At 54.1% G+C, this 16,254-nt stretch carries 19 protein-coding genes; 7 read left to right on the top strand and 12 right to left on the bottom strand.

The window, feature by feature from the left end; all coding sequences use genetic code 11:
* Nucleotides 1-3: 3 nt before the first annotated feature.
* Genes AC6CHM_RS15405 through cysG form a run of 4 tightly spaced genes read right to left on the bottom strand, consistent with a single transcriptional unit; the run spans nucleotide 4 to nucleotide 4,233 of the window.
* Complete coding sequence (locus AC6CHM_RS15405; RefSeq protein WP_307281835.1) at nucleotides 4-759, bottom strand: phosphoadenylyl-sulfate reductase; 756 nt, start codon at nucleotides 757-759, stop codon at nucleotides 4-6.
* Nucleotides 749-2,419 (bottom strand): nitrite/sulfite reductase, encoded by a 1,671-nt coding sequence (locus AC6CHM_RS15400; RefSeq protein WP_115054627.1) that lies wholly within the window; start codon nucleotides 2,417-2,419, stop codon nucleotides 749-751. Before AC6CHM_RS15400 ends, AC6CHM_RS15405 begins: the two co-directional genes overlap by 11 nt.
* 20 nt (nucleotides 2,420-2,439) lie before the next feature.
* On the bottom strand, nucleotides 2,440-2,754 hold the full coding sequence (locus AC6CHM_RS15395) for a DUF2849 domain-containing protein (RefSeq protein ID WP_498173654.1): 315 nt from the start codon (nucleotides 2,752-2,754) through the stop codon (nucleotides 2,440-2,442).
* 18 nt (nucleotides 2,755-2,772) lie between these two features.
* Nucleotides 2,773-4,233, bottom strand: coding sequence for a siroheme synthase CysG (gene cysG / locus AC6CHM_RS15390; protein ID WP_498173653.1), 1,461 nt, complete (start codon nucleotides 4,231-4,233; stop codon nucleotides 2,773-2,775).
* A gap of 347 nt (nucleotides 4,234-4,580) precedes the next feature.
* On the opposite strand from cysG, the gene AC6CHM_RS15385 reads away from it, so the two are divergent.
* Nucleotides 4,581-4,979 carry a VOC family protein gene (locus tag AC6CHM_RS15385; protein ID WP_115054625.1) on the top strand — a complete coding sequence of 133 codons (399 nt, stop codon included), beginning with the start codon at nucleotides 4,581-4,583 and terminating at the stop codon, nucleotides 4,977-4,979.
* 107 nt (nucleotides 4,980-5,086) lie between these two features.
* Here the strand turns inward: AC6CHM_RS15385 and AC6CHM_RS15380 are convergent, their stop codons facing one another.
* Genes AC6CHM_RS15380 through rph form a run of 6 tightly spaced genes read right to left on the bottom strand, consistent with a single transcriptional unit; the run spans nucleotide 5,087 to nucleotide 9,321 of the window.
* Nucleotides 5,087-5,452 carry a YraN family protein gene (locus tag AC6CHM_RS15380; protein WP_498173652.1) on the bottom strand — a complete coding sequence of 122 codons (366 nt, stop codon included), beginning with the start codon at nucleotides 5,450-5,452 and terminating at the stop codon, nucleotides 5,087-5,089.
* Nucleotides 5,453-5,460: 8 nt separating this feature from the next.
* The gene (gene rsmI, locus AC6CHM_RS15375; protein ID WP_498173685.1) at nucleotides 5,461-6,324 is read right to left on the bottom strand and encodes a 16S rRNA (cytidine(1402)-2'-O)-methyltransferase; all 864 of its coding nucleotides are present in this window, start codon (nucleotides 6,322-6,324) and stop codon (nucleotides 5,461-5,463) included.
* 54 nt (nucleotides 6,325-6,378) lie between these two features.
* Nucleotides 6,379-7,545 carry a radical SAM family heme chaperone HemW gene (hemW, locus tag AC6CHM_RS15370; protein WP_336440241.1) on the bottom strand — a complete coding sequence of 389 codons (1,167 nt, stop codon included), beginning with the start codon at nucleotides 7,543-7,545 and terminating at the stop codon, nucleotides 6,379-6,381.
* Nucleotides 7,542-8,189: an RdgB/HAM1 family non-canonical purine NTP pyrophosphatase gene (rdgB, locus tag AC6CHM_RS15365; RefSeq protein WP_354342968.1), complete on the bottom strand. Its 648-nt coding sequence runs from the start codon at nucleotides 8,187-8,189 to the stop codon at nucleotides 7,542-7,544. The genes hemW and rdgB overlap by 4 nt, the downstream gene beginning before the upstream one ends.
* On the bottom strand, nucleotides 8,186-8,593 hold the full coding sequence (locus AC6CHM_RS15360) for a VOC family protein (RefSeq protein WP_307281813.1): 408 nt from the start codon (nucleotides 8,591-8,593) through the stop codon (nucleotides 8,186-8,188). The genes rdgB and AC6CHM_RS15360 overlap by 4 nt, the downstream gene beginning before the upstream one ends.
* Nucleotides 8,594-8,604: 11 nt before the next feature.
* A complete protein-coding gene (rph, locus tag AC6CHM_RS15355; RefSeq protein WP_307281811.1) occupies nucleotides 8,605-9,321 on the bottom strand; it encodes a ribonuclease PH in 717 nt (238 codons plus the stop codon).
* Between the two features lie 124 nt (nucleotides 9,322-9,445).
* Between rph and hrcA the strand changes: the two genes are divergently transcribed.
* The 3 genes from hrcA (at nucleotide 9,446) to AC6CHM_RS15340 (ending at nucleotide 12,065) form a co-directional block, all read left to right on the top strand.
* Nucleotides 9,446-10,513, top strand: a complete 1,068-nt coding sequence (gene hrcA / locus AC6CHM_RS15350) for a heat-inducible transcriptional repressor HrcA (RefSeq protein WP_115054620.1) — start codon at nucleotides 9,446-9,448, stop codon at nucleotides 10,511-10,513.
* A gap of 76 nt (nucleotides 10,514-10,589) precedes the next feature.
* On the top strand, nucleotides 10,590-11,303 hold the full coding sequence (gene grpE / locus AC6CHM_RS15345; RefSeq protein ID WP_115054619.1) for a nucleotide exchange factor GrpE: 714 nt from the start codon (nucleotides 10,590-10,592) through the stop codon (nucleotides 11,301-11,303).
* Nucleotides 11,304-11,411: 108 nt separating this feature from the next.
* Complete coding sequence (locus AC6CHM_RS15340) at nucleotides 11,412-12,065, top strand: trimeric intracellular cation channel family protein (RefSeq protein ID WP_115054618.1); 654 nt, start codon at nucleotides 11,412-11,414, stop codon at nucleotides 12,063-12,065.
* Between the two features lie 2 nt (nucleotides 12,066-12,067).
* Here AC6CHM_RS15340 and AC6CHM_RS15335 read toward each other — a convergent pair whose 3' ends face one another.
* A complete protein-coding gene (locus tag AC6CHM_RS15335) occupies nucleotides 12,068-13,060 on the bottom strand; it encodes an adenosine kinase (RefSeq protein WP_115054617.1) in 993 nt (330 codons plus the stop codon).
* Nucleotides 13,061-13,233: 173 nt separating this feature from the next.
* On the opposite strand from AC6CHM_RS15335, the gene AC6CHM_RS15330 reads away from it, so the two are divergent.
* Nucleotides 13,234-13,950 carry a sulfate transporter family protein gene (locus tag AC6CHM_RS15330; protein WP_307281800.1) on the top strand — a complete coding sequence of 239 codons (717 nt, stop codon included), beginning with the start codon at nucleotides 13,234-13,236 and terminating at the stop codon, nucleotides 13,948-13,950.
* Here the strand turns inward: AC6CHM_RS15330 and nth are convergent.
* Nucleotides 13,947-14,705 carry an endonuclease III gene (nth, locus tag AC6CHM_RS15325; RefSeq protein WP_498173651.1) on the bottom strand — a complete coding sequence of 253 codons (759 nt, stop codon included), beginning with the start codon at nucleotides 14,703-14,705 and terminating at the stop codon, nucleotides 13,947-13,949. The genes AC6CHM_RS15330 and nth overlap by 4 nt on opposite strands.
* Nucleotides 14,706-14,727: 22 nt before the next feature.
* Here nth and AC6CHM_RS15320 point away from each other — a divergent pair, with 22 nt between their 5' ends.
* Together AC6CHM_RS15320 and AC6CHM_RS15315 are read left to right on the top strand one after the other, a co-directional pair.
* Nucleotides 14,728-15,234, top strand: coding sequence for a DUF2244 domain-containing protein (locus AC6CHM_RS15320; RefSeq protein ID WP_115054614.1), 507 nt, complete (start codon nucleotides 14,728-14,730; stop codon nucleotides 15,232-15,234).
* A 76-nt stretch (nucleotides 15,235-15,310) separates the two neighbouring features.
* Nucleotides 15,311-16,210, top strand: coding sequence for a methylated-DNA--[protein]-cysteine S-methyltransferase (locus AC6CHM_RS15315; protein ID WP_354342973.1), 900 nt, complete (start codon nucleotides 15,311-15,313; stop codon nucleotides 16,208-16,210).
* Nucleotides 16,211-16,254: the final 44 nt, after the last annotated feature.

Here is a 16,254-nt window from a genome sequence, read left to right as displayed (position 1 = left end):
CACTCATAGGCTCGAATCCGTCAGGGAAATATTGCTCAATTGATCGGTAAGTCCCGTCAGGTGGATACCGCATTCTGTTTTGTCGCTGCCAGCCCAACGACCGGAACGCGCATCTTCACCTTCTTTCACCGGCTGCGTGCAGGGCATGCAGCCGATCGAACGATAGCCTTCTGCCACCAGCGGATGTGGAGGCAAGTGATTGGCGACCATGTAGTTCTGAAGGTCCGCTGATGTCCATTGGGCCAGCGGGTTGATGCGAATACGCTCACCCACCGATTCAAACACCGGTAATGCATTACGCGTCGATGCCTGAAACTGTTTGCGACCGGTCATCCATGCGCGATAAGGCGCAACGGCCCGGGCCATCGGCTCCACTTTACGGATATAGCAGCAGCGATCCTTATTGGTCATCGACATGGCGCCATAGGGATCCTCATCCTTGAGCGTCTGCTGCAAGGGATGAATGTCATGAACATCTGTCATGCCCAATTCGCCAACAAGCTCGTCACGATAACGCAAGGTTGCCGGAAAATGTTTGCCGGTTTCCAGAAACAGAACCGGCGTGGCACGATCCACCTGCGCAATCAGGTGCAGAAGCACCGAAGATTCGGCGCCAAATGATGACACGACAGCAATTTCTTCATTGAACAAATGATCTATCGCCAGCTCGATAATATCGGCCGGTTCGAGATTCCCATAGCGGGCCTGAAGCGCGCGCGCTTCGTCCGCCACGGTACGTTCATTTGTTTCAAGCAGCATTTGCAGTCTCGTTATAAAGCGCGTCCTTGAACGGTGCAGCGCCCAGACGGCGATAAGTTGCAAGGAAGTTTTCTTCCTTGTCCGTCCGCACCTGAAGATAGCGATCAACTATGGTTTCCACCGCATCGACGATTTCTTCGGAAGAGAACCCGCGACCAGTAATATCGCCAATCGTGCAAATCTCATCACCGGAGCCACCGAGCGAAATCTGATAAAGCTCTTCGCCCTTCTTCTCGACGCCCAGAATACCGATATGGCCGACATGATGATGGCCGCAGGCATTGATGCAACCGGAAATCTTGATCTTGAGCTCGCCAATATCCGCCTGACGTTCCGGCTGGCCGAAACGCTCTGAAATGCGCTGTGCCACCGGAATGGAACGGGCATTGGCCAAAGCGCAATAATCAAGGCCGGGGCAAGCGATGATATCCGTGATCAGTCCGGCATTGGCTGTTGCTAGGCCATCGGTCAGCAGCAGATCATAAACAATGCGCAGATCAGCAATGGCGACGTGCGGCAGAACGAGATTCTGTTCATGGCTGACGCGGATCTCATCATTCGAGAACTTCTCGGCGATATCTGCCACCAGATCCATCTGCGCGTCTGTTGCGTCGCCTGGAATACCACCAATCGGCTTCAAGGAGATCGTCACGACCCCGTAGTCCGGATTCTTGTGCGGCGTTACATTTTGATCGACCCAGCGCGCAAAGGAAGGATCGGCCTTACGCGAGATCGCAAGCTGCGACCAGCCTTCGGGACGCTGTGGCAGATTTGGCATGCGGAAATAATTGTCGATGGCATCAACATCCTGTTGCGGCATCTTCAAGTCGGTATCCTTGATTGCCTGCCATTCAGCCTCGACCTGACGGGTAATTTCCTCGGTGCCGGTTTCATGCACTAGGATTTTAATACGTGCCTTGTATTTGTTATCGCGGCGGCCATGCAGATTATACACACGCACGATTGCCGTCGTGTAGGTCAGCAAGTCCTCAATGGGCAGAAAATCCCGGATCTTTTTGGCAACCATCGGCGTGCGGCCCTGGCCGCCACCAATATAGACAGCAAAGCCAAGTTCTCCGGCTTCATTCTTTTTCAGATGAAGCCCGATATCATGGACCTGAATGGCTGCGCGATCCCGATCAGCACCGGTGACTGCGATCTTGAACTTGCGCGGCAGATAGGAAAATTCCGGATGCATTGACGACCATTGACGAAGAATCTCCGCATAGGGACGCGGATCGGCAACTTCATCAGCGGCGGCACCGGCAAAATGATCGGCTGTGACATTGCGGATGCAATTGCCCGATGTCTGCAAAGCATGCATTTCGACAGAGGCCAATTCATCAAGCACCGCTGGCATATCGCTCAAAGCCGGCCAATTATACTGGATATTCTGTCGTGTGGTGAAATGGCCATAACCGCGATCATAACGGCGCGCAATATGCGCCAATTTATGCATCTGCCGACCTGACAATGTGCCATAGGGGATCGCAACACGCAGCATATAGGCATGCAGCTGAAGATAGACACCATTCATCAAACGCAGCGGGCGGAACTGCTCTTCAGTCAGCTCGCCAGCAAGACGCCGCTCAACCTGATCCTTGAACTGCTCGACGCGGGCAGAGACAAACGCGTGATCAAACTCATCGTAACGATACATTCTATGCGGACCTTCAGAAATTAGGCGGCGTTGGCGCTGGTTTTCTCGGCTTGCTTGCCAAGATCAAGACGGGTTGTCGGGCCGAGCTGGCGGATACGTTCGCGCAGGCGTAGCGGATATAGGTTTGTACCGCGTTCCTCAACATCAATGACATTAACGTCGATGACGAGATTGGACTTTATCGCGGCTTTACCGGCTTCCTCAAGCGCTGCCACAGCCTCGGCATGACGTGCGACAAGGGCACCATCAATATGGTCGAGCCACTCACCATTGGCACCAAGCCAAACTGCTTCGCCATCGGTCAGGCGGTTCGCTGTTAAAACTTTGACACTCATGATCATCATCCTTGCGGTTCAGACAGCTTGCGCTGCCATGTGGCGCTCGGCCACGAAATCTTCAAACTTTGTCTTCCTTGCAGAAAGCGGTTCTGCCAGATGAATGGCGGCACCGGCGACAGCATCGCCAATGACAACCATGACCGGCCCCTTCAGATCGCTGCGTTGTTCAAGTGCTGGCAAATCTTTCAATGTCCCGTGGAACATGCGACGTTCCGCACGTCCGGCGTTTTCAATCACAGCAACGCCGGTATCCGCATGAAGGCCCGCCTCAATCAGGCGATTGGCAACGGAAGCAGCAACACTCCGGCCCATATAAACGGCGATGGTTGCACCGGAAATAGCCAGGCGTGCCCAATCCGGCAGTATATCGCCCGTCATATCGTGGCCAGTGGTAAAGACCAGCGAGGATGCAACGCCGCGCAATGTGAGCGGAAGCTGCATATCTGCTGCGGCAGCGAAGGCAGATGTAATACCAGGGACAATCTCAAAGGCGATACCGGCGTCGCGCAAAGCGGCCATTTCTTCGCCAGCGCGACCATAAACCAGCGGATCACCAGATTTCAATCGAACGACGCGCTTGCCTTCGCGGCCAAGCGTTACAAGAAGATCATTGATCTCGCTTTGGCTCTTGGAATGGCAACCCTTGCGCTTGCCCACAGACAGTCTCGTGGCATCGCGGCGGCCCATGGCAACAACAGCCTCTGGCACCAGCGCATCATAAACAATCACATCAGCTTCCATCAGGACGCGGTGCGCACGCAAGGTCAGCAAATCCTCAACGCCCGGACCCGCCCCAACCAACCAGACACAGCCTTTGGGAGAACCCTGATTTTCGAGCAGATTTGCGGCAGCGTCATGGGCTCCGATCAGATCATTCTTATAAACATTGCTTGCTACATCGCCCGAAAAGAATGAGCGCCAGAAAATACGCCGCGACAGTCCCTTTTTCACCAGCCGTTCAACGGCAGGCCGGTAGGCATTGGCGAGACGGGCCAGATCCCCGAGACGCGGGGAGAAAGCCGCATCAATGCGCGCACGGATGAGCTGGGTCAGTACAGGGCCCGTACCCTCAGAGCCTATGGCAATGGCGATAGGCGCGCGATTGACAATGGCAGGTGTGTAGAAGTCACACAGATCAGGACGGTCAACGACATTAACAGGAATATTCTGGCGGCGCGCTTCATCGGCAATGGCAATATCCTGACCTTCATCGCCAGTGGCGACAAAGACCAGCTTTGCGCCGGTCAAATGCTTGGGAGCAAATTTTTCTACAATATGGTCGTAATTGCCGCTCCGCAAAAAGGCGGCAAGTTCTGGTTCCGGTTCGGCAGCGACTATGCGGATGGTGGCACTGGTTTGTGTCAGAAGCCGGGCCTTATTCAAGGCCTCTTCCCCATTGCCTATAACCACAAGCACCTCGTTCCGAACACGGAAGAAGGCTGGAAAGACAGATAGCTGGTTGGAACGAATAGGCATGAATCGTGGGTATCCCAATGGCTATGGGAATTATCCGATATCAATGACCTGATTATAAGAAACAGAAATGCGCCGTTTCACGCGCAGGAGCATATAATTTCTGAAAAACCGAAGGTAATCGGATTCTCTTTCTGCGCCATACATAGTTGCACCTCCCCTCGCTCCATAAAGGAGGTAGGAAAGGCCAAAGGAACGCAGCCGCAAATGAACGGCGCTTAATACACGACCATTCTTATCGGGTTTAAATTCGATTGCAAGTTGTTTTTTATTTTTTCATGACTGTCGGGATCTGACAATTCTATTCGTCATTCGGAAGTGAGTTATCAAACAGAGAGGATTTTATCCCGATGCGTATGATTTTCGTAAACCTGCCGATCAAGAATCTTGCTGCTTCAAAAGCCTTTTTTGCGGCTTTGGGGTTTAGCTTCAATCCGGACTTCTCTGACGAGAAAACAACCTGCATGATTATCGAAGAGAATATTTTTGCAATGTTGATGGAAGAAGACCGCTTCAAGGACTTCATCAATAACGGCATTAGCGACGCAACGAAATCTCAGGAAGTGCTTATTGCGCTTTCGGCAGCAAGCAAGGAAGAAGTCGATGAGACTTTTGCAAAGGCTATTGCTGCGGGAGGCAAAGAATGGAAGCCAAAGCAAGACTATGAAGGCTTCATGTATGGATGCAGCTTTCAGGATATTGACGGCCATGTCTGGGAAATCGTCCACATGGTGCCGCAAGCCCAATGATGCTCATACCAAAATGCGATAATCTTGACTCTTCGCATTTTGGTAAAGCCCGTGTGGCGCTTGAACATCTTCAAGGCGTGATGCGTCAGCATCTCAACGCCTTGGTATCAGGCGGTAAATATAGCCGGAACATGAACGGGCCAACGCCAAGGCAAGATCGCAACCAGATCAAAGCGAAGCGAAAGGCGGTCATGATCCGGCTGACGGGCCAGCCATTGGTCGGCGGCAGCCTCTATTCGGCCCATGGCGAGCGGATTGACCGAATCCATCGCCTGCTGAAGGGTACGCCGCGCTTTGACTTCAATGATGAGGACAATATTGCCGCGTCGCGCAATCAGATCGATTTCTCCAAGCTTCGTGCGATAGCGGCGATCCACAATCCGATAGCCTTTCAACATCACGGCGACTGCGGCGAGGCGTTCGGCAGAGTGGCCGCGACGGTAAGCTTTATGACGCTTGTCCTTCGCGCCCATCGGCATTCCTACTTCATGGCCAGCAAACGTTGGTAAAGCTCGCCTTTTGGGCGGCCTGTCATGCGGGAGGCTTCCCCCGCCGCCTTTGCAGGCGACATTTCCTGACTGAGGGCTTTCAGCAATGCGTCAATATCATCATCGCTGCGCGCCACATGTTCATCTTGCCGTGGTGGTCCGATCACCAGAACAACCTCACCGCGAATACGGTCTTCACCATCGAACTCCGCAGCGAGTTCTTTTAAAGGCAAGGTAGTCACGGTCTCATATGCCTTGGTCAACTCGCGGCAGAGCGAGCCTTGGCGCTCAGGTCCAAAAATCTCAACCATATCGGCCAGGGTCGCTGCGGCGCGATTGGGCGATTCGAAGAACACCAGCGCGGCATCCAATGTCTTCAACTGTTCCAGCTTTGCCCGGCGCTGGCCCTGTTTGGAGGAAAGGAATCCGGCAAAGTAAAACGCATCCTTGAACAGGCCAGAAGCAGTCAAGGCTGCAAGGACAGAGGATGCGCCAGGGATTGGCACGACACGAATGCCAGCCGCTTTGGCTTCAGGAACAAGCCGCCCGCCTGGGTCTGAAACCAGCGGCGTACCGGCATCGGAAATGAGCGCAACGCTCTTTCCGGCAAGGAGTGCCTCGATAATTTTGGGCCCTGCCATCTCGGCATTGTGCTCGTGATAGGCGTAGGGACGGCGGGAAATACCATAGCGATCAAGCAGGACGCGGCTGACGCGCGTGTCCTCGCAAGCGATAATGTCGGCTGCCGCCAAGGTCTCAATACCGCGAAGGGTCATGTCGCCAAGATTGCCTATGGGTGTCGCCACGATGTAGAGCGCAGGCTCAAGAGGCCGCGCACGATAGGACGAACTGCCAATCTGGTAGCTCCGGTCCTTTTCATCAGATTGGTGGGCCTCAGACACGCTTTATCCTCAAGCTGCGAGATCAGCGATAACGGCATTGAGCACGATAGCGCCTTCGGGTGTTGTGCGGATGCGACTATTACCGATATATTCGATAAGCCCCTGTTCCGCCAAAGAGATTACACGGCTTTCCTTGACACCATGGCCGGTCAGGCGCTCATAACGGGAAAGATCAATACCCTCTACCAGACGCAGGCCCATCAGCAGAAACTCGTCTCCCTCCTGCTCGCCCGTCAGAAACTCTTCTTCGACAATGCCATGGCCATCCGCCTCGACCTTCTGCATCCATGTTTCAGGATGACGCTCGGTGATGGTTACAGCACGCGTACCATTTTCGATAAAACGCCCATGGGCGCCTGGACCAACTCCAACATATTCACCATAGCGCCAATAAACGAGATTATGCTGGGATTCTGCGCCCGGCGCGGCATGGTTTGAAATCTCATAGGCTGGCAGACCATACTTTGCAGTGACTTCTTGCGTTTCAGCGTAAAGTGCCGCCGCGTGGTCGCCGTCGGGCGTTATCAGTTTTCCTGCCTTCCATAGATTGTAGAAAGGCGTGCCCTCTTCAATTGTCAGCTGGTAAAGCGACAGATGATCTGCCGCATAGGAAATTGCTTTGGCAAGCTCGTCCCGCCACGCTTCGATGGTCTGGTCCGGTCTTGCATAGATGAGATCAAATGAGAGCCTTGGAAAAATCTCCCGCGCAAGCTTGATCGCAACCAGCGCTTCGTCAACATTATGCATGCGGCCAAGACGACGCAGATCAGGATCATTCAGCGCCTGAACCCCCAAGGACACCCGATTGACACCAGCCGCGCGATAGCCACGAAAACGATCCGCCTCAACGCTGGTTGGATTAGCCTCCAGCGTAATTTCAATATCGTCCGGCACATGCCAGTTGCGCGCGATCTCGTTCAGGACAGAGGCTACGGTTTCCGGCTGCATCAAGGATGGTGTGCCACCACCCAAAAATATGCTGGAGACTTTGCGCTGACCCGTACGCTCGCGCATGGTTGCCATTTCGCGGGCAAATGCCGCTGCAAAGCGTGGCTGGTCGACAGCTTGATGCCGGACATGCGAGTTGAAATCGCAATAGGGGCATTTCGCCATACAAAAGGGCCAGTGGACATAGATCCCGAAGCCGGATTCGGACCTATGGTCGCTATGACTCATGCAACGTCCAGACAATCTTTGGCAAATAGCTGAAAGGCGCGGGCACGGTGGGAGAGCGCCAATTCATCGCCGGGTTTCCAGCCATGTTTTTGTTCTGCGGTCATTTCACCGAATGTTGTGTCGTAGCCTTCTGGCCTGAAAACGGGATCAAAACCGAAGCCAGCTGTGCCACGCGGCGGCCAGACGATTTCGCCTTCCACTTCACCGCGATAATAATTTGCTTCGCCATCGGGCCAAGCAAGGCAAATGACAGAAACAAATCGACCGCTACGGTCTTCAGCCTTGGTCACACCCGCATCCTGAAGCGCCGTTTCGACCTTCTGCATACCATGCGCAAAGTCGCGTTTGCCATCCGGCAATTCAGCCCAATTGGCCGTGTAGACGCCGGGATTGCCGTCCAAAGCATCGACACACAGGCCGGAATCGTCAGAAAGCGCCACCAGCCCAGTGGCTTTGGCAGCGGCAAAGGCCTTGATATAGGCATTCTCTTCAAAGGTCGTGCCTGTCTCATCCGGCTCGGGCAGACCTAGCTCTGCGGCAGAGACGACCTCAAAACCAAAAGGACCAAGCAGATCAATCATTTCGTTGATCTTACCCTGATTGTGGCTGGCAACCAGCAGCTTGCCCTTTTCGAGTGTTCTCATTTCAGATTCCATAATTTTGGTTCGGCGAACTCGACCGAATTACCGGCGGGGTCACGAAAATAAAGCGAATGTGCGCCACTTGGCCAATCGAATTCGCTTTCGATGGCAATGCCATGTTTCTCGAGATGGGATTTCCATGCAGCAATTTCATCCCGTGTGGCGCGAAAACACACATGACCCGGACCTTCCGCTCCATGCTTTGGAATGGGCAGCCCACCAGCGGGGCGCTGTTTCAGCTTTTCCACGTTGAAAACGATGAGTACACCTGCCCCGCAGACGAAGAATGCAGATTCTTCCCCTGCCCGCAAAATGCACTCAAGCCCGAGAACGCCACTATAGAACTGCGCCGCAGCCTCGACGTCATCAACATAAAGCGCTGTTTCCAGAATAGATGATGGCTGCATGGTCATTACTCTTAGCTAACCGCCATTTTTTGCAGTGAGACCAGCCGCGTAATGCCATTACGGGCCAAATCCATCAGCGCCAGCAATTCTTCCTGTGAGAACGGTTCACCTTCGGCAGTACCCTGCACCTCAACAATTCCACCCTTGCCGGTCATGACAAAATTGGCGTCAGTCTGTGCCGTGGAATCTTCCAGATAATCGAGATCAATGACGGGCGTTCCGTTGGATATACCGCATGAAATCGCGGCAACATGATCCTTGAGAACCTTGTCAACTTTCAGCATCTGGCGTGTCTCCATCCAGCGCAAGCATTCATGCAAGGCAACCCAGCCTCCGGTGATTGCCGCAGTTCGCGTGCCGCCATCGGCCTGAATCACATCGCAATCAACCGTAATCTGCACTTCGCCCAGCGCCTGCAGATCAATGACTGCACGCAAGGAACGCGCGATCAGCCGCTGAATCTCAAGCGTGCGGCCGCCCTGTTTACCCGAAGATGCCTCACGGCGCATGCGATCACCCGTCGAACGGGGCAGCATGCCATATTCCGCTGTCACCCAGCCCTTGCCGCTATTACGCATCCAACCCGGTACTTTTTCCTCAAGGCTGGCTGTGCACAAAACATGGGTATCGCCAAATTTAACCAGGCACGAGCCCTCGGCATGTTTTGAAATGCCGCGCTCAAAGGAAATGGCGCGCATTTCGTCGGGGGCTCGTTTGGAGTGACGCATGGATAGACCTCTTGTTGATAAGCTTTCCGCCTTTTAACCGCGATGATGTTATGAAGCAAAGGCTTTGATGATTGCTCTAACAATGCTTATATCTATGGCACAGTCATGAGATAGATGAGGCATAATGAACAAAGCAGTCGCCCCGGAAGCACTCCAATCGCTCGATCAGAGATCACGCGATATTTTCCGGCGCATCGTCGAAAGTTATCTGGGCGACGGTGAACCTGTCGGATCGAGAAACCTGTCCCGCATATTGCCCGTCGCCTTGTCGCCGGCAACGATCCGCAATGTGATGAGCGATCTTGAACATCTCGGTCTCGTTTATGCGCCGCATATTTCCGCAGGACGCCTGCCCACACAGCTTGGGCTGCGCTTTTTCGTGGATGCCTTCATGGAGGTCGGCGATCTTTCATCTTCCGAACGCAATTCCATTGAGGCGCAGGTTCGTGCCGGTGATGCGCAGACCGCCGAGAACGTGCTGACACAAGCCAGCCAGATCCTGTCCGGCATGTCGCGCGGCGCGGGCCTTGTGCTCGCGACGAAGGTGGAAGGCGCGTTGAAACACATCGAATTTGTGCGGCTGGAACCAACCAAAGCCCTGGCGGTTCTCGTGACGCAGAATGGCGATGTGGAAAACCGTGTCATTGACCTGCCAATCGGTGTCACGCCCTCACAACTGATCGAAGCATCCAACTTTCTCAATGCGCATATTCAGGGGCGTACCATTACCGAGGCAAGGCAGGAAATCGCCCGCCTGAAGGATGAGACGCAACAGGCTCTCGATAGTCTTTCGCAGCATCTGGTGCAGCAGGGTCTGGCTATCTGGGGTGGTGACGGAGCTGGCCAGCCGGCACGCCTGATCGTCCGGGGCCGGGGTAATCTGCTCGATTCCATCCATGCGGAAGCCGATCTGGAACGTCTGCGCCATCTTTTCGATGATCTGGAAACCAAGGAAGGCACGCTGCAACTGCTCGATCTGGCCGAAGCCGGACCTGGTGTGCGTATTTTCATCGGTTCAGAAAACAAGCTGTTTTCGCTATCCGGCTCCTCTTTGGTAATTGCGCCCTATCGGGATTCCGAACAGCGTATCATCGGTGCGCTTGGTGTCATTGGTCCGACCCGGTTGAACTATGCCCGCATCGTACCGATGGTGGACTATACGGCACAACTTGTCTCAAGACTCTTGCGTTAGCGCGGTTTGCACTTGATTTTCGGATGCTAAACCTCGATATCCAGCGCAACTTACGAATATAGGACGGACTGGATAGATGACTGACGAAAAGAACAATCACGACACACCTGATCTCGATCAGCGCGATCTGAAAAATCCGCGTGATCGCGATGCGCTGAAACGCGCTGCCGATGATTTTCTGAAATCGCGCAAGGCCGAGGAATATGCTCTGGCCAATGAAGACGAAGTCGAGACAAATGCTCAAAACTGGGCCGAGCTGGACAAGCTGCGCGCGGAAAATGGCGACCTGAAAGATCAGCTTCTCCGCCTTGCCGCCGACATGGAAAATTTGCGCAAGCGCACCGCTCGTGACGTGCATGATGCGCGCAGCTATTCGGTTGCAAACTTTGCGCGCGATGTACTCTCGGTTTCAGACAATCTGAAGCGCGCGCTGGAGGCGATTCCCGCTGATGCGCTGGCGCAGGGGGATGCTGGCTTCAAGGCACTGGCAGAGGGTGTGGAAATTACCGAACGCTCGCTGATGTCGGCTCTGGAGCGCCACGGCGTCAAGAAGATTGAACCGCAGGGCCAAAAATTTGACCCGAATTTCCATCAGGCAATGTTTGAAATTCCCAATGCTGACGTACCGCATAATACAGTGTTGCAGGTAGCACAGTCCGGTTTCGTTATTGGCGACCGCATGCTGCGCCCGGCTCTGGTTGGCGTTTCCAAAGGTGGCCCCAAGCAGGCCGCGGCTGAAGGTCAACCTGAACCCGGCCCAATTAATCCACAAGCGGAAAAAGACGCCTGAGCCAATCTGAGTGATTGAAAGAGCCGCGTTCCCAAGGGACGCGGCTCTTTTCATTTTGGCCGCTGCGTGCTGTATCTTCCAGCCAGATAAATGCGCGGAGCACTGCCCATGACCATGATTCAGATATTCAATTATGCGGGCGTGTTTGTGTTTGCTGCCACGGGCGCGCTTGCCGCTTCCCGGCGACAACTCGATATCATAGCCTTCATCTTTCTGGCTGCTGTTACCGGGATCGGTGGCGGCACGTTACGAGATCTAATTTTGGGCGTTCCAGTGTTTTGGGTTGAGGACCCGGGCAATTTGCTCGTCTGCATGGCAGCTGCCTTCATTGTCTATTTCTCGGCAAACTTACTGGAGTCGCGCTATCGCTTGCTGTTGTGGCTCGATGCGATGGGCCTTGCGGCCTATAGTGTTCTTGGTGCTGCCAAAGGACTGGCTCTTGGCTTCGATTCCACAATCGCAGTTGTAACGGGAATTTTGACCGCAACCTTTGGTGGTATATTGCGTGATATCGTTTCTGGCGAACCGTCGGTGCTCATGCGCCGCGAGATTTACGTCACGGCGGCGTTGGCTGGCTCCAGCGCGTATACGCTTTTGTACAAACTCTCCGTTGCTCCCGAGATCGCAGCAGTTGCAGCCGCGCTCGCCGCTTTTGCCGTTCGCGGCGGAGCGCTATATTTCGGCTGGATATTACCCAACTATCACAAGCCCGGCCGCACCGATGAGGAACTCAAGCGGGACGGATATATCCGCTCGGAATAGGTTTATAGCAACCCCGCCTGTTCAGCTGCCGTCTTCAGATTTTGTTGAGGGCGAGGACCGATCTGCTGGATTACGAGTCCAGCTGTCAGCGAGCCAAGTTTTGCACAGTCGGTCAATGACCGGCCGCTGGTATAACCAAACAGAAAGCCCGCAGCATAAAGATCACCTGCCCCGGTTGTATCAACCAGTTCTTCAATTGCTATTGCCGGAACTGAAACGGTTACATCCCCCGACACGACGACCGAGCCTCTTTCGGAGCGTGTGATCGCAGCCAGCTTACAATCCTTGCGGATCAACTCCAAACCGGTTTCGAAATCATCGGTTTGGTACAATGATTTCAACTCGGCTTCGTTGGCAAAGACTATGTCGACCGTGCCTGAACGCATCAAATCAAGAAACTCATCGCGATATCTGTCTACACAGAATGGATCCGAAAGCGTCATCGATACTTCGCGGCCATATTCGTGGGCGATTTTTGCGGAAAGCCGGATCGCTTCCTTCGCGCGGGGCGGGTCCCAAAGGTAGCCTTCGAAATAGGTTACCTTTGCTTCAGAAACTTTCGAGCTTTCGACATCTTCCGGTCCAAGCTCAATGCAGGCGCCGAGATAGGTATTCATCGAACGTTCGCCATCGGGCGTTACAAAGATCATGGATCTGGCCGTGGGGGGCGGCGCCTGTAGCACGCGCGTGTCGAATGCTACGCCTTGCGAGCGGATATCATGGGTAAAAATATGGCCAAGCTGATCATCGGCAACCTTGCCAAAATAAGCAGCACGGCCTCCAAGGCTAGCGATGCCAGCGGCGGTATTGCCGGCACTTCCGCCCGAAGCTTCGATCGCGGGGCCCATACGCCCGTAGAGAAATTCCGCACGCTCGGCATCAATGAGGTTCATTGCATTTTTGATGATGCCGTTCTTCACGATGAAATCGTCATCGGTGCGGGCAATGATATCGACAATAGCGTTGCCGATGCAAAGCACGTCATAGCTGGACATGAATTCTCCGGATTGCGAGGCCTTAGCGGCGATTACACCTTAAGTGAATATTCCGGAGCACTTGGTAGCGCGTCAGCAACGGCTTTACCACCCCCTCCGTTGCATGTTGCCTTGTCATCAACCATTACCGAACCTATGTCCCCTATATAGGAACAACTGGAGCACGGAACGCCATGATACTCGAAAGCGCTCGCGCTGCTGCTGGGCATCTATTCAGGCCGGAGTTCCGCTCCGTGCTGTGGAAATCGATCGGACTGACAGTTCTGCTGCTTGCTGGGGTGTGGTTTGGCTTGCGCGAACTCTTTGAAATTCTGGCTTGGCCATTTGTTGACCAAATGATACCGGACCTGCCTTCCTGGGCTGGCTGGATCGGTTTTATCGCTGGGATTCTGGCAAGTCTGGGACTGGCTCTCGGACTGGCATTGTTGATCGCGCCAGTGACCGCCATCGTTGCAGGCCTGTTTCTCGATGATGTTGCTGAAGTCGTGGAAAAAGAAGATTACCCGCTTGATCCCAAGGGAAAGCCTCTTCCGGCATGGCGCTCTTTTATTCTTTCGGCAAAGTTTCTGGGTGTCGTCATCGTCGGCAATTTCATTGCATTGCTTCTGCTGCTGATCCCTGGCGTCAACATCGTCGCGTTCTTCATGGTGAACGGCTATTTGCTGGGCCGAGAATTCTTTGAATTTGCCGCCATGCGATTCCGCCCTGAAATGGAAGCAAAGGCTTTGCGCTCCAAACATTCGACCACGGTATTTCTGGCAGGATTGGTGATTGCAGCTTTCATGGCCATTCCGATTTTGAACCTGCTGACACCTTTGTTTGCAGCAGCAATGATGGTGCATCTGCACAAGGCCGTTGCACAGTCCGAGCCTCCTGCGGCGGTGAGTTAGAAAACCTGAGGCGGCAGAGGCACCAGGGGCGCGGGTATTTCCGATGTCTTTTCGGCGGCCTTGCAGATATCGGCGATGACACAGGCAGGGCATTCCGGTTTGCGGGCCTTGCAAGTGTATCGCCCGTGCAGAATAAGCCAGTGATGAGCATGATAAAGATATTCCGCAGGAATAATCTTCATCAGTTTGTCTTCCACCTGTTCAGGGGTTTTGCCGGGTGCCAGACCAAGGCGATTGCCTATGCGAAAAATATGGGTATCGACCGCCATCGTCGCCTGACCGAAAGCCATTGAAAGCACGACATTGGCGGTTTTGCGCCCTACACCCGGCAGCTTGACCAGTTCATCCCTGTCATTCGGAACAACACTGCCATATTTGGCGATCAGCGTTTGTGAGAGCGTAATGACGTTCTTTGCCTTGTTACGCCAAAGGCCTATTGTTCGGATATATTCGCCGACTTTTTCTTCGCCAAGCGTCAGCATCTTTTCAGGCGTATCGGCAATTTTGAACAGCGCACGCGTCGCCTTGTTTACACCGACATCCGTCGCTTGTGCCGAAAGCACCACAGCAACAAGCAGCGTAAAGGGATTGACGTGTTCAAGCTCCCCCTTTGGTTCTGGCCTCTGAACCGCAAACCGCCTGAAAATTTCATGGATTTCCGCTGCAGTATAGCTCGTACCAGCCACGCGGCGAGGCTTGGCTGATACAGGGCTACTCACGCTAATCTGATCAATTTTATGCTTGGGATTTTCCATTTGCCTTCTATACTTATACACCATGAGCCAAACAATCGACCCAATTGACGCTGGCGCCCACAACGAAGAAGAGATTTTTCGCGCGCTTCTGGTGCCGCACCGTTCGCTCGGAAAAATGGGGTTTCTCGTGGTTATGGGAGCGCTGGGGATCAGCAGCTTTGTAACCGGTATTTTCTTCCTGATGCTGGGCGCTTGGCCGGTATTCGGGTTTTTCGGTCTTGATGTTCTGCTCGTCTATATTGCGTTCCGTCTGAACTACCGGTCTGCGCGTGCACATGAGGAAGTGAGCATTTCGCGCATCGCTTTGCAGGTCCGTCAGGTTGCGCCATCAGGGCGAAGCAAGTTGCATGAGTTCAACCCCTTCTGGACAAGGTTTCTCGTGTCTCGTCACTCGGAGATTGGTATTACATCGATGCGGGTCGAGAGCCGTGGTAAAGCTTTGACCATAGGCTCATTCCTTAATCCGGATGATCGCGAAAGCTTTGCTTCCGCTTTTCAAAGGGCGCTGGCGACCGCCAAAAGCCGGTAGTGCAGAGCGTGCAAGAATCGGGTGGCGGCAAAGGCTTATCAATGGTCATATAGCCTCAACAACGAGGTACAGAACCATGAAACCACAGGCCATACTTCAAAAGGACATTACGCCGAAGGGTGATGATTACGCCATTGTGAGCCATATCATAGAGCGCATCAGCAAGGATTATCGTGACCAGCCTTCGCTTGAGACACTGGCGCGCGACACTGGCCTCTCACCAACGGGACTGCAAAAGCTTTTCACGCGATGGGCAGGTCTGTCGCCAAAGGGTTTTTTGCAGGCAGTGACTATCGACCATGCGCGACGCCTGCTCGATGACGGAATGCCTCTGCTGGAAACAGCGTATGAAACCGGCCTTTCAGGACCAGGTCGCCTGCACGATCTGTTCGTAACCCATGAAGGCATGTCGCCCGGTGATTACAAATCGCGCGGTGCAGGACTTACCATCCGTTACGGTTTCCTCATCTCACCCTTTGGTCAGGCTCTGATCATGGTGACCGAAAGGGGATTGGCCGGTTTGGCCTTTGCCGATCCTGGCAAGGAACGGGATGCTCTCGCCGATATGTCTTCGCGCTGGCCCAACGCCACCTATGTGGAAGACCTTGCCGCGACGGCCCCATATGCGGCACGTGTTTTCAATCCGTCAGAATGGCGCGCCGACAAACCCCTAAAGGTCGTAACCATCGGTACGGACTTTCAACTTCGCGTTTGGGAAGCGCTGTTAAAGATTCCCATGGGCAAATGCGTTGCCTATTCCGACATTGCTGCCGATATCGGATCACCCAAAGCATCGCGCGCCGTTGGCGCGGCGGTAGGAGCCAATCCGGTTTCCTTCGTCGTGCCTTGCCATCGGGCAGTGGGGAAATCCGGAGCTTTGACGGGTTATCATTGGGGCCTTACCCGCAAGCGGGCAATTCTTGGCTGGGAGGCAGGGCAGCTTGGCACCGGAGAAGAGATAAGCCAAGCAGGATGACGAATTAAGCAATTCCCGGTCATCCTGCCCTTGACCTTCCAGTT

This window comes from Phyllobacterium sp. GQ127, assembly GCF_059758635.1.
Note: the sequence above shows the minus strand (reverse complement) of the source record. Positions and strands in the feature narration are given on the sequence as shown.

Bases quoted from the DNA above. Each gene is read 5' to 3' on its own strand.
- cysG (WP_498173653.1), bottom strand. From the start codon at position 4,233: ATGCCTATTCGTTCCAACCAGCTATCTGTCTTTCCAGCCTTCTTCCGT.
- rph (WP_307281811.1), bottom strand. From the start codon at position 9,321: ATGCGTCACTCCAAACGAGCCCCCGACGAAATGCGCGCCATTTCCTTT.
- AC6CHM_RS15360 (WP_307281813.1), bottom strand. From the start codon at position 8,593: ATGCAGCCATCATCTATTCTGGAAACAGCGCTTTATGTTGATGACGTC.
- AC6CHM_RS15340 (WP_115054618.1), top strand. From the start codon at position 11,412: ATGACCATGATTCAGATATTCAATTATGCGGGCGTGTTTGTGTTTGCT.
- AC6CHM_RS15380 (WP_498173652.1), bottom strand. From the start codon at position 5,452: ATGGGCGCGAAGGACAAGCGTCATAAAGCTTACCGTCGCGGCCACTCT.
- AC6CHM_RS15335 (WP_115054617.1), bottom strand. From the start codon at position 13,060: ATGTCCAGCTATGACGTGCTTTGCATCGGCAACGCTATTGTCGATATC.
- AC6CHM_RS15400 (WP_115054627.1), bottom strand. From the start codon at position 2,419: ATGTATCGTTACGATGAGTTTGATCACGCGTTTGTCTCTGCCCGCGTC.
- grpE (WP_115054619.1), top strand. From the start codon at position 10,590: ATGACTGACGAAAAGAACAATCACGACACACCTGATCTCGATCAGCGC.
- AC6CHM_RS15320 (WP_115054614.1), top strand. From the start codon at position 14,728: ATGAGCCAAACAATCGACCCAATTGACGCTGGCGCCCACAACGAAGAA.
- AC6CHM_RS15330 (WP_307281800.1), top strand. From the start codon at position 13,234: ATGATACTCGAAAGCGCTCGCGCTGCTGCTGGGCATCTATTCAGGCCG.
- AC6CHM_RS15395 (WP_498173654.1), bottom strand. From the start codon at position 2,754: ATGAGTGTCAAAGTTTTAACAGCGAACCGCCTGACCGATGGCGAAGCA.
- AC6CHM_RS15405 (WP_307281835.1), bottom strand. From the start codon at position 759: ATGCTGCTTGAAACAAATGAACGTACCGTGGCGGACGAAGCGCGCGCG.
- hemW (WP_336440241.1), bottom strand. From the start codon at position 7,545: ATGAGTCATAGCGACCATAGGTCCGAATCCGGCTTCGGGATCTATGTC.
- AC6CHM_RS15385 (WP_115054625.1), top strand. From the start codon at position 4,581: ATGCGTATGATTTTCGTAAACCTGCCGATCAAGAATCTTGCTGCTTCA.
- rdgB (WP_354342968.1), bottom strand. From the start codon at position 8,189: ATGAGAACACTCGAAAAGGGCAAGCTGCTGGTTGCCAGCCACAATCAG.
- AC6CHM_RS15315 (WP_354342973.1), top strand. From the start codon at position 15,311: ATGAAACCACAGGCCATACTTCAAAAGGACATTACGCCGAAGGGTGAT.
- hrcA (WP_115054620.1), top strand. From the start codon at position 9,446: ATGAACAAAGCAGTCGCCCCGGAAGCACTCCAATCGCTCGATCAGAGA.
- nth (WP_498173651.1), bottom strand. From the start codon at position 14,705: ATGGAAAATCCCAAGCATAAAATTGATCAGATTAGCGTGAGTAGCCCT.